Raw genomic sequence first — 14,207 nt, forward strand, 5'->3', positions numbered from 1 at the left:
CTTCATTTTTCCGACGTCATTTTTTCCGACGTCAATTTTCCTGACGTCATTTTTCTGACGCTTCGTCATATCCCCTGCGGCCCGGGTGCGTCCATGCCCCGCCGCGCCGCAGTGCCACGGTGCACGATCCTACGGTCGCCCCGCGGGGCGACGGCAAGCGCTTCCGGCCGTCGCGCCCGCCGGGGCTCACGCCCGCTGCGGTGCCGGGCCGCACCCCCAGTCGTCGGGGAGCGCCGGCACCGGCCACGCCGGGTCGGGCCGCCACCGCTCCCAGCCGGAGGTGAACGGTGCGCCCCAGGACTCGATGTGCTCGACCGCCGCGCGCCCGGCGGCCCGTACCTCCTCGGCCCGAGCGGCTGTCATCAGCCCCACGCGCTGCGCCTGGGCGAACTCGTCCTCGTCCTTCCACTCCCAACGCCGGTCCGGATAGACGGCGATGTCCAGGAAGTGGTCCTCGGAATCGACCCCGCCGGCCCAGCGCGCGAGCGGTTCCTCAAGATTCACGTACCAGTTGCGGAACCTCCAGTCGAGGTCCCAGAAGAGCCAGACCGACCACGGCTCGCCGGGGCGCGCCAGTTTGAGGACGCCCGTACCGGTCCAGGCGCCGACGGCGGTGGTGCGCGGCTTGGTGTAACGGGTGGCGAGGGGCTCCTGGTACGGAGGTGTGCCGTCGGCGAGGACGGGGCGTACGCAGTGGGTGCCCGAGGCGAGCCAGACGGCGAGCAGCCCGGGGTCGTCCTGGACGACGGTCACGGGGCGGCAGATGTGGACGCGGTCGGTGGCGTTGGCGCGGTAGCGCCAGAGGATCTGGTCGCCGGGGGCCCAGTGCCCGGGGCCGCCGCCGTTCGCCGGGGGTTCCGCTTCCACTTGCGCTGTCATGCGCAGATCTTAGGGGGAGGGGGGTGGGGTGTGCCGTGATGTATACCGCATGGGTATGCGGGGGATTGGGGGCCGGGGGCGGAGCCCCGCCCTCCGGGCAGAGGGCCGGGCCGGAGCGGAACGCGCCCTACGGCCGCGTCATCCGCAGCACATCCAACGCCTCGTCGAGCTGCTCGACCGTCAGCAGCCCCCGCTCCACATAACCGGACTCGATCACCACCGCCCGGATCGTCTTCCGCTCCGCCAGCGCCCGCTTCGCCACCTTCGCCGCCTCCTCGTAACCGATGTACCGGTTCAGCGGCGTGACGACGGACGGCGAGGACTCCGCGTACTCCCGCGCCCGTTCCACGTTCGCGGTGATGCCGTCGACCGTCCGGTCGGCCAGCAGCCGCGCCGCGTTGCCGAGCAGCCGCACCGACTCCAGAAGGTTTTTCGCCATCACGGGCAGCATGACGTTGAGTTCGAAGTTGCCGGCCGCGCCCGCCGTGGCGACGGTCGCGTCGTTGCCGACGACCTGCGCGGCCACCATCAGCACCGCCTCCGGGACGACCGGGTTCACCTTGCCCGGCATGATGGACGAACCCGGCTGGAGATCGGGGAGGTTGATCTCGGCCAGACCCGTCCGCGGTCCGGACGCCATCCACCGCAGATCGTTGGAGATCTTCGTCAGGCCGATGGCGATCGTCCGCAGCTGGCCGCTCGTCTCGACCAGCCCGTCCCGCGCGCCCTGCGCCTCGAAGTGGTCACGGGCCTCGGTCAGCGGCAGGCCCGTCGCGCGGGCGATCTCGGCGATGACCGCCGCGGAGAAGCCGGGCGGGGTGTTGATGCCGGTGCCCACCGCCGTTCCGCCGAGCGGGAGTTCGGCGAGCCGGGGGAGCGAGGACCGCAGCCGCTCGACGCCGTACCGGACCTGGGCCGCGTAGCCGCCGAACTCCTGGCCGAGGGTGACGGGAGTGGCGTCCATCAGATGCGTCCGCCCCGACTTGACGACCTCGGCGAACTCCTCGGCCTTGCGCTCCAGTGCGGCGGCGAGGTGTTCCAGCGCCGGGATCAGCTCACCGGTGACGGCGGCCGTGGCGGCGATGTGGATGGACGAGGGGAAGACGTCGTTCGACGACTGGCTGGCGTTGACATGGTCGTTGGGGTGGACGGCACGGCCCAGCCGCTCGCCGGCCAGGGTGGCGACGACCTCGTTGGTGTTCATGTTGGACGACGTGCCGGAGCCGGTCTGGAAGACGTCGACGGGGAAGTGGTCGTCCCAGCGGCCCTCCGCGACCTCGTCGGCCGCCTCGGCGATGGCCCGCGCCATGTCCGCGTCGATCACGCCGAGTTCGGCGTTGACCTTGGCGGCGGCCGCCTTGATCCGGGCCAGGGCCGCGATGTGCGAGCGCTCCAGCCGCTGCCCGCTGACCGGGAAGTTCTCCACGGCCCGCTGGGTCTGGGCCCGCCACTTGGCGTGGGCGGGCACCCGGACCTCGCCCATCGAGTCGTGCTCGGTCCGGTACTGATCGCTGTCGGTCGTCATCACTTACCTCCTGACAGGAACAGCGTTTGTCTCGTTCCACCTGTTCCCAAAGGCCACTACCAGCCAGTAAATACCGCGGGTAACAAAAGAAATCGGGGAGGCTCCATGACACGCAGACCCACCCTGCGCTGTTCGCTTGCCGCCTTGACGGCTTTCGCAGCCGTTTTTGGAGGAATGGCCGCAAATATCCCGTCCGCCCATGCGGAAACGCGCTCCGGCGCCTCGTCCCCCCTCTCCCCCGAACTGGAGAAGATCCGGGCCGCGGAGGCGGTGAAGCTCTACGGCGACGCGGCCGAGCGGCCGCTCGCGGAGCGCAAGAGCGCGCTGGTCTCGCTGGGCGACAGCGAGATATCCGGCGAGGGCGTCGGCACCTACGAACCGGGCACCGCCGGTCCCTCCAACTGGTGCCACCGCTCGCCCGACTCCGCCATCCACCGCACGTCGGTCCCCGCCGACGTCACCTACAACGTCGCCTGCTCCGGCGCCGACACGGGAAACATCCGCATCGGCGGCACCAAGCAGTACGCGGACGAACTGGTGCAGAGCGACAATCTGGCGATCAAGGCCCGCAACACCCGGGTCAAGCTGGTCCTGCTGGTCGCGGGGGCCAACGACGACCTCCAGTTCGGTCCGGTGATCACCGACTGCGTCACCCGCTACCTCACCCTCCAGGGCGCCTGTCAGCCCAAGTACGAACCGGGCTGGCAGGCGCGTGTCGACGGCCTGGTGCCGAAGGTGAAGCGGACCGTCGCGGACCTGCGCGCCGTGATGTCCGGCGCGGGGTACGCCGACGGCGACTACAAGCTCGTCGTCATGGGCTACCCGAGCCCGCTCGGGGACGACTTCGAGGACAACCCCGACTACCCCGGCAAGCTGCCGGGCGGCTGCGTCGGCTACACCTCCGACGCGACCTGGGCCCGCAACGGGGCCGTGCCGGCGTTCGAGCGCGGAATGCGGAAGGCGGCGCTGGAGTCGGGCGCGTACTTCCTCGACAACTCCCGCCTCTTCCACGGGCACGAGGTCTGTATGGAGAACACCTGGGTGCGCGGGCTGTGGCTCGACCTGTCGAACCCCGTCCCGCCGGACGCCAACTCCGTCCGGCAGTCCTTCCACCCCAACGCGCGCGGGCACGCGGCGTTCGCGTCCTGCCTGAGCCGGTTCTACGCGTCCGGCTACCGCGAGGCGGGCTGCGCGGACCCGGCGAGCACGGACAATCCGGTGCTGTACGAGGGTTCGTGGGACGAGGCGTACCGGCCGTTGAAGAACGCCGCCAGTGGTGCGTGCGTGGACGCGTACGGCGCCGTGACGCGGAACGGCACGGAGGTCGGCGGATGGCCGTGCACGGGGAACCGCAACCAGGAGTGGTGGTACGACGGCGAACGCGGCTCGCTGCACACGGCGTTGACGCACGACCGGTGCGTGGACGTGCCGGAGGGCAAGTACGCCGCGGGGGCGGCGGTGGTGCTGTGGAACTGCCACGGCGGTGACAACCAGCGCTTCGCGCGGTCCGGCGGTACGTATCGGCCTGCGGCGGCGCCGCAGTTGTGCCTGACGCTGTCGGGGGCGAAGGAGCCGGTGCGGTTGCAGAAGTGCGACGGCTCGGCGGGGCAGCGTTTCGCGTAGGTGTTCTTCCCCCGACCCCGCCCTTTCACCGTTTCTTCCGGGGCTCCGCCCCGGGGCCCGGTACCGCGGCTCCGCCGCGGTGGGGCGGGGGCTCCGCCCCCTGCGCCCGGCGGGGGCTGCGCCCCCTGCACCCCTGCTTCCGGGGCTCCGCCCCTGGCCCCCTCCGGGGAGCTTGAGGACAGCGCCCGCAGGGCGCTTCGGGGGCCAGGGGCGCAGCCCCGGTCAGGACCCAACGGGCGCAACCGAGCAGGGGCCCGGCAGGCGCAACCGAGCAAGGGCTCCGCGGGCGCAACCCGAGCGGGGGCCAGGGGGCGCAGCCCCCGGTGGGGCGCAGGGGCGAAGCCCCGCCACCCGCGCGACAGCGCGGAACCGCCCCCACCGCGCGAAGCGCGGCCCCCGCGCGCGGCAGCGCGCAGGGGGGTCGCGCAGGGGCGGCAGCCCCTGCGAAAACGGATTAGGGCGGGGCGGGGAGCAAACCCCCCTTACTTACCCGACCGCACCGGAATGTTCATAAACGTCGGCACCGGCGCCGGATCCGTGAAGAAGTCGTTCCCCTTGTCGTCCACGACGACGAACGCCGGGAAGTCCTCGACCTCGATCTTCCAGACCGCCTCCATGCCCAGCTCCTCGTACTCCAGGACCTCCACCTTCTTGATGCAGTCCTGGGCCAGGCGCGCCGCCGGGCCGCCGATCGAGCCGAGGTAGAAGCCGCCGTGGGCGGCGCACGCGTCGGTGACCTGCTTGCTGCGGTTGCCCTTCGCCAGCATCACCTTGGAGCCGCCCGCCGCCTGGAACTGCTCGACGTAGGAGTCCATGCGGCCGGCCGTCGTCGGGCCGAAGGAGCCGGACGCGTAGCCCTCGGGGGTCTTGGCGGGGCCGGCGTAGTAGACCGGGTGGTCGCGCAGGTACTGCGGCATGCCCTCGCCCGCGTCCAGCCGCTCCTTGATCTTCGCGTGCGCGATGTCGCGGGCGACGACCAGCGGGCCGGTCAGCGAAAGCCGGGTCTTCACCGGGTACTTCGTCAGCTCGGCGAGGATCTCGTCCATGGGACGGTTGAGGTCGATGCGCACCACGTCGTCGTCGCCGAGGTGCTCGTCCGTCGTCTCGGGGAGGAAGCGCGCGGGGTCCGTCTCCAGCTGCTCCAGGAAGACGCCCTCCGCCGTGATCTTCGCGACGGCCTGGCGGTCGGCGGAACAGGAGACCGCGATGGCCACCGGGCAGGACGCCCCGTGCCGCGGCAGGCGGACCACGCGCACGTCGTGGCAGAAGTACTTGCCGCCGAACTGGGCGCCGATGCCGATCTTCTGGGTGAGCTCGAAGACCTTCTCCTCCAGCTCCTTGTCACGGAAGCCGTGACCGAGCGGGGAGCCCTCCTCCGGCAGCTCGTCGAGATAGTGCGCGGAGGCGTACTTGGCGGTCTTCAGCGCGAACTCGGCCGAGGTGCCGCCGACGACGATCGCCAGGTGGTACGGCGGGCAGGCGGCCGTGCCCAGCGAACGGATCTTCTCCTCCAGGAACTTCATCATGGAGCCCTCGTTGAGGACCGCCTTCGTCTCCTGGTAGAGGAAGGACTTGTTGGCGGAGCCGCCGCCCTTGGCCATGAAGAGGAACTTGTAGGCGCCGCCGTCGGTCGCGTACAGCTCGATCTGCGCGGGCAGGTTGGAGCCGGTGTTCTTCTCCTCCCACATGGTCAGCGGGGCCATCTGCGAGTAGCGCAGGTTGAGCTTGGTGTACGCGTCGAAGATGCCGCGGGAGAGGGCCTCGTCGTCGCCGCCCTCGGTAAGGACGTTCTGGCCGCGCTTGCCCATCACGATCGCCGTGCCGGTGTCCTGGCACATCGGCAGCACGCCGGCGGCCGCGATGTTGGCGTTCTTGAGCAGGTCGAGGGCGACGAACTTGTCGTTGCCCGAGGCCTCGGGGTCGTCGACGATCCGGCGCAGCTGCGCGAGGTGGGCCGGGCGCAGATAGTGCTGGATGTCGTGGATCGCCTCCTCGGCGAGCTTGCGCAGCGCCTCGGGCTCGACCTTGAGGAAGGTGCGGCCGTCCGCCTCGAAGGTGCTCACGCCCTCCGAGGTGACCAGGCGGTACGGCGTCCTGTCCTCGCCCAGGGGCAGAAGATCGGTATGGGCAAACTCGGGCCGAGACATCGCGGCGATCCCTCACTACTCACTCTGCGGGTGGTATGCGTCCCCAGCGTAGGCGCCGCCGGGCGTGATCGGCTGGTGAGGCAAGCCTCACTTGGAACGGATGGCTATCGCGATCTATCGCGTTTCGCCTATCCTGGGCCCGTGGACGAGTCAGCGCTGGAGAAGCGACAGGTATCCCTGACCAAGACGGCCGAGGCCGAGCCCGCGCTCCGGGCCTCCGACGCGGACCGCGACCGGATCGCGGACATCCTGCGCGAGGCACTGGCCGAGGGCCGGCTCACCGCGGACGAGCACGCGGACCGGGTGGACGCGGTCTACCGGGCCCGCACGGTGGCCGAACTGGAGCCGCTGGTGCGCGACCTGCCGGTGGCGGCGCGCCCGGACGCGGCCGACGCGTACGCGCCCCCGCGCCCGCCGGGCGCCGCCGCCCGGCCCGCGGAGAATCTCGTCGCGGTCTTCGGCGGCGCGACCCGCAAGGGCCGCTGGCGCGCGGGCGGCCGGCTCAACGCGTTCGCCCTCTTCGGCGGAGTGGAGATCGACCTCACCGAGGCGCTCTTCGAGGAGCGGCAGATCGTCATCAGCACCTGGGCGCTGTTCGGCGGCGTCGACATCAAGGTGCCCGAGAACATCTCGCTGCGCTCCACCGGCACCGGCGTCTTCGGCGGCTTCGACGTGGACTCCTACGAGTCGGCCGACCCGGAGGCGCCCTCGGTGCTGATCACCGGCTGCGCGGTGTTCGGCGGCGTCGCGGCGAAGGCCAAGCGCGGCAAGCGGGTCAAGGACCTGCGCGCGGCCCGGTAGCGGGGCCGCCGCCGGACGGTGGTGACGGACGGTGTTCCAGTCGTGGCAACGGTGTGAATAAGAGCGCGCACAGCGGGTAAAGCTTGGTGCATCGTCTCTCGTACGGCTGCGGGTGCGAATGGCCGTGCAGGGTGAGACGGGCAAGGGTGACTCAACCGGCCGAGCAAAGCCGTCGTCAGGAGTGGACCGTGCTGCTACCGCATCAGCCCCTGCAGGAAGCCGCCGTACCGCCCGCGCGCATGTCCGCGCGGGACCAGGCAGGCCCCTGGCACTCGGAGGCGGTCTGCCGCCGGGATGAAGCAGGGCTGTTCTTCGCACCGTCAAAGGAACCCACGGCCGCCCGCCTCTCCCGGGAGGAGGCGGCCAAACGCGTCTGCGCCCGCTGCCCCGTGATGGTCGAGTGCCGCGAGCACGCCCTGCTCCAGCCGGAGCCGTACGGCGTGTGGGGCGGGCTCACCGCCGCCGAGCGCCGCGTCGTCCTCGCCCGTCGGCGGCGCCGCGAGGCGGAGCTCCAGCGGGCCACCCGCGTGGCCGCGGCGGGCTGAGTCCTCGGTCCCTGCCTTTCTTCGCTTCACGGGGGCGCCGTCCGGCCGTCGGCCGGGGGGCGCGGGGCCGAGTCCCGCTGGAAACGATGAAAGGAAGGGACCGGGGCGTACGCCCCGGCCGGTGTCCCAACCGGGTTGTTCAGCTGGGCCGTTCGAAGTCGATCGTGCTGTAGGCGCGGAGCTTCGACAGCCGGTGCTCGGAGTCGATCTGCCGGATCGTCCCCGACTTCGACCGCATGACCAGCGACTGGGTCGTGGCCGTCGCGGACCGGTAGCGCACGCCGCGCAGCAGCTCGCCGTCGGTGATGCCGGTGGCGACGAAGAACACGTTCTCCCCGCTGACCAGGTCGTCCGTGTGCAGGACGCGGTCCAGGTCGTGCCCGGCGTCCAGGGCCCGCTGACGCTCCTCGTCGTCCTTGGGCCACAGCTTGGCCTGGATGGTGCCGCCGAGGCACTTCATCGCACAGGCGGCGATGATGCCCTCGGGCGTGCCGCCGACGCCCAGCAGCAGGTCGATGCCGGTGCCCTCGCGGGCGGCCATGATGGCGCCGGCCACGTCGCCGTCGGAGATGAACTTGATCCGGGCGCCCGCCTCGCGGATCTCCTTGACCAGTCCGCTGTGGCGGGGGCGGTCCAGGACGACGACCGTGACGTCCTCGACGGCGGAGCGCTTCGCCTTGGCGATGCGGCGGATGTTCACGGCGACGGGCGCGGTGATGTCGACGAAGTCGGCGGCCTCGGGGCCGGTGACGAGCTTGTCCATGTAGAAGACCGCGGACGGGTCGAACATCGAGCCGCGGTCGGCGACCGCCATCACGGAGACGGCGTTGGCCATGCCCTTGGCCGTCAGCGTCGTGCCGTCCACCGGGTCCACGGCCACGTCGCACTCCGGGCCGGTCCCGTCGCCGACGCGCTCGCCGTTGTAGAGCATCGGGGCGTTGTCCTTCTCGCCCTCGCCGATGACGACCACACCGTTCATCGAGACGGTGTGGATCAGCGCACGCATGGCGCGCACGGCGGCGCCGTCCGCGCCGTTCTTGTCGCCGCGGCCCACCCAGCGGCCCGAGGCCATGGCGCCCGCCTCGGTCACCCGGACCAGCTCCAGGGCGAGGTTGCGGTCCGGTGCCTCCGGACTGACCTCGAGCTGGGAGGGCAGATGATGATCGGTCATCGGGGCGCACCTTTCTGTACGGCGTCGGCCGTGGGGTCCCCCCGTCCCGGTGGGCCAGGGGGGTGAGGGTGCTGATGACTTTATCCGCTGATTTCGAGAATGAGCAGGGCGCCCCACGCATGAGCGCCGTCAAGGCCCCGTCGGGACCCGTGGCCGGTTCCCGACCCCCTCCGGCGTCGAGATCCACATCGGTATGGGGGACGATGGGGGGCGTGGCTGGCAGGAACGGTAAGAATCAGACGGTGCGGAACCTACTGCTGTCGTTGGCGGTGGTGGTTCCGGTGGCGGGGTCGGGTTGGTTCTTCCTCCCGCACGGCAGCGGTGGCGACCATGTGAAGACGGTGGAGTACCGCGTCGCGACGGACTCCGCCCGGCGGGACGCGCCCTATCCGCTGGTCGCGCCCGAGGGGCTCGGCAAGGACTGGCGGGCGACCTCGGTCTGGTACAAGGTGACCGAACGCGAGGGAAAGTACTGGCACTTGGGCTTCGTCGACCCCGACACCGAGTACGTCCAGATCGAGCAGAGCGACCGGACGGGACGGGATTTCGTCGACTCCTCGACCCAGGAGGCGCGGAAGACCGGCCGCACCGAGAAGATCGGTGACGTCGTCTGGCAGCGCTACGAGGGCGAGAAGTACAACGCCCTGGTGCGCGAGGAGCGCGGGGTGACGACGGTGGTCGCCGGGACGGCGTCCGACCGGCGGCTCACGGAGATGGCCGCGGCTCTGAAGACGGGCAAGCAGAAGGGCTGACCCCGGGTGCCGGGATCAGCCCTTCCGGGGCGTGCGGTCAGACGACCGAGACGACCTCGTCGTAGGCCAGGCGCGGGGAGCGGGGGCGGTAGGCCTCCGTACCCGGCTTGCCGATGTTGACGACCATCAGCGGGGTGTGGTCGCCGTCCAGGAACTCCTTCTGGATGCCCGCGGCGTCGAAGCCGGTCATCGGGCCGGCGGCCAGGCCGAGGGCCCGGACGCCCAGGATGAAGTAGCCCGCCTGGAGCGAGGCGTTGAGCGCGGCCGAGCGCTCACGGACCGGGCGCTCGCTGAAGAACGCGTCCTTGGCCTGCGGGAAGGCCGGGAACAGCTGCGGGAGCTCCTCGTGGAACTCGTTGTCCGCGGCGAGGACCGCGACCAGCGGCGCGGTGCGCGTCTTGGCCTGGTTCCCCTCGGACATGTGCGCGACGAGGCGCTCGCGGGCCTCCTCGGTGCGGACGAGGACGATCCGCATCGGCGACTGGTTGAACGCGGTGGGGGCGAACTTGATGAGGTCGTAGAGAGCCTGCATCTGCTCGTCGGACACCGGCTCGTCGGCGAAGGCGTTGGCCGTGTGGGCCTCGCGGAAGAGGAGGTCCTGCGCGGCGGCGTCGAGGGCGAGAGAGGACATGGGGGGTGACCTTCTTCGTATTGCGGGGTGGTGCGGTGGTTCGGGGCCGGCCGATGTCCACCGTACTGCAAGGTATGTGAAGCTTCAACTGAACAAGCTTCAACCAAATTCCCGGCGAAGTGTCTCCCGGGTCACAGTCCCGTCAGTCCTCCTGCCCGCTCTCGGCCAGCGCCGCGTCCAGCCGTGCCCGCGCCCCCTCCAGCCAGCGCCGGCACACCTTCGCCAGCTCCTCGCCGCGCTCCCACAGCGCCAGCGACTCCTCCAGCGTCTGGCCGCCCGTCTCCAGCCGGCGGACGACCTCGATCAGCTCGTCCCGCGCCTGCTCGTAGCCGAGGGCCTGCGTCTGCTCCTCGTCGGTGTTGTTCGCCATGACGCCCAGCGTAGGGCCTGGTCTATGCCACGCCGCCGGCCGCGGCCCCGCCCTCGCTCACGGCCCGCACCGTGAACCCGCCCTCCGCGACCCGCGCCCGCAGCTCCTCGTCCGCGCCGACCTCGGCGGGGGAGCGGACCACCGAGCCGTCCGCGTGCTGGAGCACCGCGTAGCCGCGGCGCAGCGTCGCCGCCGGGGACAGGCCCACCACGCGGGCGTGGGTGTGCGTCAGCTCGGAGTCGGCCCGGTCCAGCAGATGGCCGAACGTCCGCCTCCCGCGCGCCAGCAGCGCGTCGACCTGCTCCGCCCGCTCCTCGACCATCCGCTGCGGACGCTCGAAGCACGGCCGCGCCCGCACCGCCGCCAGCCCCCGCTCCTCGCGGTCCAGCAGCGCGGTGACGGCCCGCAGCCCGCGGTCGCGGAGCTGGCCGACGCGGGTGAGCTCCTCGCCGACGTCCGGCACGACGCGCTTGGCCGCGTCGGTAGGGGTGGACGCGCGCAGGTCGGCGACCAGGTCCAGCAGGGGGGAGTCGGGCTCGTGGCCGATCGCCGACACCACGGGGGTGCGGCAGGCCGCCACGGCCCGGACGAGCTGTTCGTCCGAGAACGGCAGCAGGTCCTCGACGCTGCCGCCGCCCCGGGCCACGACGATCACGTCCACCCCGGCGTGCGCGTCCAGCTCCTGGACCGCCTCCACCACGGCCGGCACCGCGTGCACGCCCTGGACGGGGACGTTGCGCACCTCGAAGCGGACGGCGGGCCAGCGGTTCCGGGCGTTCTCCAGCACGTCGCGCTCGGCGGCCGAGGCACGGCCGCAGACGAGGCCGATCAGCTGCGGCAGGAACGGCAGTGGCCGCTTGCGGTCGGCCGCGAACAGGCCCTCCGCCGCGAGCTCCTTCTTCAGCCGCTCCAGCCGCGCCAGCAGCTCGCCGACGCCCACCGGCCGGATCTCCGCCGCCCGCAGCGAGAGCGAGCCGCGCGGGGCGTACCACTCGGGCTTGGCGTGCACGACGACCCGGGCGCCCTCCGAGACGACGTCGGCGACCTGGTCGAAGACGGCGCGGTAGCAGGTGACGGAGAGGGAGATGTCGTGCGACGGGTCGCGCAGGGTCAGGAAGACGACTCCGGCACCGGGGCGCCGGGAGAGCTGGGTGATCTGGCCCTCGACCCAGACGGTGCCGAGCCGGTCGATCCAGCCGCCGATGAGCCGGGACACCTGGCCGACGGGGAGGGGGGCCTCGGGGGTGGTGGAGAGAGCCATGGGTCGAGGGTAGTGGGGGTGGGGCATCCTCACCGAGCCCCGCGCGTCACCGCCCCCTGCACCGCCAGGACCACCAACCCCACCCCCAGCCACACCGCCCCCACCACCTGCGCCGCCCCCGCCGCCTTCGCGATCACCGCGACGACCACGGCCAGGCCGAGGAGCGGCACCAGGACGTGCCGCACCAGATCGGCACCCCGCCAGGCCCGCCGCCGCACCGCGAACCACCCGAAGACCGACAGATGCAGCAGCCCGAACGCCACCAGCGCCCCTACGTCCACCACCGACACCAGCCGGTCCAGCCCGTCGTCGCGCCGGGCCGCCCAGACCGCCGCCGCCAGGGTGACCACCGCCGCGCCCAGCAGGGCGGGTCGGGGCACGCCCGAGCCGCGGTCCACCTTCGCCAGCAGCCCCGGCAGCCGCCGGTCGCGGGCCATCGCGAAGAGCAGGCGCCCGGCCGCCGCCTGCCCGGCCAGCGCCGCGAACGCCGCGCCGCCCGCCTTGCTCGCCGCCACCAGGTCGTGCAGCCACCGGCCGCCGGCCGCGTCCACCGTGTCGTAGAACGCCGTCCCCTGCTCCGCAGGCTTCGCGGCGAGCTCCGCCGCGGACACCGGCGTCAGCAGCGCCGCCAGATACGTCTGGAGAACGAACAGCACCCCCGCCACCACCAGACACGTCAGTACCGCGCGCGCCACCCGCCCCGGCCCTCCCGCCGACTCCTCCGCGAACGCGGCGATCGCGTCGAATCCCAGATAGGACAGCACCGCCACGGACACCGCGGTGAGCACCGCGCCTGTCGAGAAGCCCCCCTGGCCGGTGAACGGCTCCAGCCAGCCGCGCCGCGGCCCGTCCGCCACCAGCGCGTACACCGCCACGGCCACGAAGACCAGCAGCACCGCGACCTCCACCGCCAGCACCACGAAGCCGGCCAGCGCCGCGACCCGGACACCCGACAGGTTCAGCGCGGTGGTCACCACGACGGCGGCCGCGGTCCACACCCACTGGTGCACCGACGGCACGAGCGCGTGCATCGCGATGCCCGAGAAGAGGTACGCCACCGCGGGGATCAGCAGGTAGTCGAGCATCGCCATCCACCCGGCGACGAACCCCGCGCCCTCGCCGAGCCCCACGCGCGCGTAGGTGTAGACCGAGCCCGCCTGCGGGGCGACCCGCACCATCAGCGCGTAGGCGTACGCGGTGAACCCCATGGCCACCGTGGCCACCACGTACACCAGTGCCACCGCGCCGTGCGCCTTGGCGACGAGCGTGCCGAACACGCCGACCGGCGCCATCGGGGCGATGAACAGCAGCCCGTAGACGACCAGGTCCCGGAAGGTCAGGGCGCGGCGGAGGCGGCCGTCGCCGCCGGCGGGTGGTGCGGACATACGGGCCCCTCCCGGGTGCGTCTGCTGCGCTGCCCGGCCAGTATTCGGCCCCGGAGGCCCCGGACCGGGGCGGGGAGCCGGGACGCGCCGCAGACGTCGGCCCGTACGATGGACCGCATGACTGCAACCAGCGCTCGAAAGGTCCTGCTCGCCGCCCCCCGTGGCTACTGCGCGGGCGTGGACCGTGCCGTGATCGCCGTCGAGAAGGCCCTGGAGCAGTACGGCGCGCCGGTGTATGTGCGCCACGAGATCGTCCACAACAAATACGTGGTCAAGACCCTGGAGAAGAAGGGCGCGATCTTCGTCGAGGAGACCGCGGAGGTGCCCGAGGGCAACATCGTGATCTTCTCCGCGCACGGCGTGGCCCCCGTGGTCCACGAGGAGGCCAGGCGCGGCAGGCTGGCGACGATCGACGCGACGTGCCCGCTGGTGACGAAGGTCCACAAGGAGGCCGTCCGCTTCGCCAAGGAGGACTACGACATCCTCCTGATCGGCCACGAGGGCCACGAGGAGGTCATCGGCACCTCCGGCGAGGCCCCCGAGCACATCCAGCTCGTCGACGGCCCCTCGGACGTCGCGAACGTCGAGGTCCGCGACCCGGACAAGGTCGTCTGGCTGTCCCAGACCACCCTCTCCGTCGACGAGACGATGGAGACCGTCGGCGCGCTGCAGAACAAGTTCCCCAACCTGCTCTCCCCGCCGTCGGACGACATCTGCTACGCCACGCAGAACCGGCAGACCGCGGTCAAGCAGATGGGCGCCGAGGCCGACCTGGTCATCGTCGTCGGCTCGAAGAACTCCTCCAACTCGGTGCGCCTGGTCGAGGTCGCCCTCGGCGCCGGCGCCAAGGACGCCCACCTCGTGGACTACGCCGAGGAGATCGACGAGGCCTGGCTGGAGGGCGTGAACACCGTCGGCGTCACCTCCGGTGCCTCCGTCCCCGAGATCCTCGTCGAGGGCGTCCTGGAGTGGCTCGCCGCCCGCGGCTACGAGGACGTCGAGACCGTCAAGGCCGCCGAGGAGTCCATCACCTTCTCCCTCCCCAAGGAACTCCGCCGCGACCTGCGCGCGGAGGCCGCCGCCGCGGTCGACTCCGCCGAGGGCTGAGCGACGCCGC

Annotated in this window: 13 protein-coding genes; 5 read left to right on the plus strand and 8 right to left on the minus strand. The window is 71.8% G+C overall.

Features of this window, described 5'->3' with window-relative positions; translation table 11 throughout:
- Window positions 1–186 precede the first annotated feature (186 nt).
- Both AB8735_RS23880 and AB8735_RS23885 read right to left on the minus strand, forming a co-directional pair.
- On the minus strand, window positions 187–879 hold the full coding sequence (locus AB8735_RS23880) for a DUF402 domain-containing protein (RefSeq protein ID WP_344020328.1): 693 nt from the start codon (window positions 877–879) through the stop codon (window positions 187–189).
- Between the two features lie 127 nt (window positions 880–1,006).
- Entirely contained in the window at window positions 1,007–2,404 is a 1,398-nt protein-coding gene (locus tag AB8735_RS23885) for a class II fumarate hydratase (RefSeq protein ID WP_372409261.1), read from the minus strand.
- A 174-nt stretch (window positions 2,405–2,578) separates the two neighbouring features.
- On the opposite strand from AB8735_RS23885, the gene AB8735_RS23890 reads away from it, so the two are divergent.
- The gene (locus AB8735_RS23890) at window positions 2,579–4,027 is read left to right on the plus strand and encodes a ricin-type beta-trefoil lectin domain protein (RefSeq protein WP_372409264.1); all 1,449 of its coding nucleotides are present in this window, start codon (window positions 2,579–2,581) and stop codon (window positions 4,025–4,027) included.
- A gap of 482 nt (window positions 4,028–4,509) precedes the next feature.
- Here AB8735_RS23890 and AB8735_RS23895 read toward each other — a convergent pair whose 3' ends face one another.
- Window positions 4,510–6,174, minus strand: a complete 1,665-nt coding sequence (locus tag AB8735_RS23895) for a fumarate hydratase (protein ID WP_344020322.1) — start codon at window positions 6,172–6,174, stop codon at window positions 4,510–4,512.
- A gap of 141 nt (window positions 6,175–6,315) precedes the next feature.
- Here AB8735_RS23895 and AB8735_RS23900 point away from each other — a divergent pair, with 141 nt between their 5' ends.
- Together AB8735_RS23900 and AB8735_RS23905 are read left to right on the plus strand one after the other, a co-directional pair.
- On the plus strand, window positions 6,316–6,975 hold the full coding sequence (locus AB8735_RS23900; RefSeq protein WP_372409267.1) for a DUF1707 domain-containing protein: 660 nt from the start codon (window positions 6,316–6,318) through the stop codon (window positions 6,973–6,975).
- Between the two features lie 239 nt (window positions 6,976–7,214).
- A complete protein-coding gene (locus AB8735_RS23905; protein WP_198535530.1) occupies window positions 7,215–7,520 on the plus strand; it encodes a WhiB family transcriptional regulator in 306 nt (101 codons plus the stop codon).
- A 139-nt stretch (window positions 7,521–7,659) separates the two neighbouring features.
- Here AB8735_RS23905 and glpX read toward each other — a convergent pair whose 3' ends face one another.
- Complete coding sequence (glpX, locus tag AB8735_RS23910; RefSeq protein WP_344020320.1) at window positions 7,660–8,691, minus strand: class II fructose-bisphosphatase; 1,032 nt, start codon at window positions 8,689–8,691, stop codon at window positions 7,660–7,662.
- Between the two features lie 242 nt (window positions 8,692–8,933).
- On the opposite strand from glpX, the gene AB8735_RS23915 reads away from it, so the two are divergent.
- Window positions 8,934–9,443, plus strand: a complete 510-nt coding sequence (locus AB8735_RS23915; protein ID WP_344020317.1) for a DUF4245 domain-containing protein — start codon at window positions 8,934–8,936, stop codon at window positions 9,441–9,443.
- A gap of 37 nt (window positions 9,444–9,480) precedes the next feature.
- On the opposite strand, the gene AB8735_RS23920 is transcribed toward AB8735_RS23915, so the two are convergent.
- The 4 genes from AB8735_RS23920 to AB8735_RS23935 all read right to left on the minus strand — a co-directional run bounded on the left by AB8735_RS23920 (window position 9,481) and on the right by AB8735_RS23935 (window position 13,090).
- On the minus strand, window positions 9,481–10,074 hold the full coding sequence (locus AB8735_RS23920; protein ID WP_372409271.1) for a malonic semialdehyde reductase: 594 nt from the start codon (window positions 10,072–10,074) through the stop codon (window positions 9,481–9,483).
- A gap of 142 nt (window positions 10,075–10,216) precedes the next feature.
- Window positions 10,217–10,444 (minus strand): exodeoxyribonuclease VII small subunit, encoded by a 228-nt coding sequence (locus AB8735_RS23925; RefSeq protein ID WP_344020313.1) that lies wholly within the window; start codon window positions 10,442–10,444, stop codon window positions 10,217–10,219.
- A 22-nt stretch (window positions 10,445–10,466) separates the two neighbouring features.
- Complete coding sequence (gene xseA, locus AB8735_RS23930) at window positions 10,467–11,705, minus strand: exodeoxyribonuclease VII large subunit (protein ID WP_372409274.1); 1,239 nt, start codon at window positions 11,703–11,705, stop codon at window positions 10,467–10,469.
- A gap of 29 nt (window positions 11,706–11,734) precedes the next feature.
- Window positions 11,735–13,090, minus strand: coding sequence for an APC family permease (locus tag AB8735_RS23935; RefSeq protein ID WP_372409276.1), 1,356 nt, complete (start codon window positions 13,088–13,090; stop codon window positions 11,735–11,737).
- 108 nt (window positions 13,091–13,198) lie between these two features.
- Between AB8735_RS23935 and AB8735_RS23940 the strand changes: the two genes are divergently transcribed.
- Complete coding sequence (locus AB8735_RS23940; RefSeq protein WP_344020307.1) at window positions 13,199–14,197, plus strand: 4-hydroxy-3-methylbut-2-enyl diphosphate reductase; 999 nt, start codon at window positions 13,199–13,201, stop codon at window positions 14,195–14,197.
- The last annotated feature ends 10 nt before the right edge of the window (window positions 14,198–14,207 follow it).

It is taken from the genome of Streptomyces luteireticuli, from assembly GCF_041519305.1.
In the GTDB taxonomy this organism is placed as follows: domain Bacteria; phylum Actinomycetota; class Actinomycetes; order Streptomycetales; family Streptomycetaceae; genus Streptomyces; species Streptomyces luteireticuli.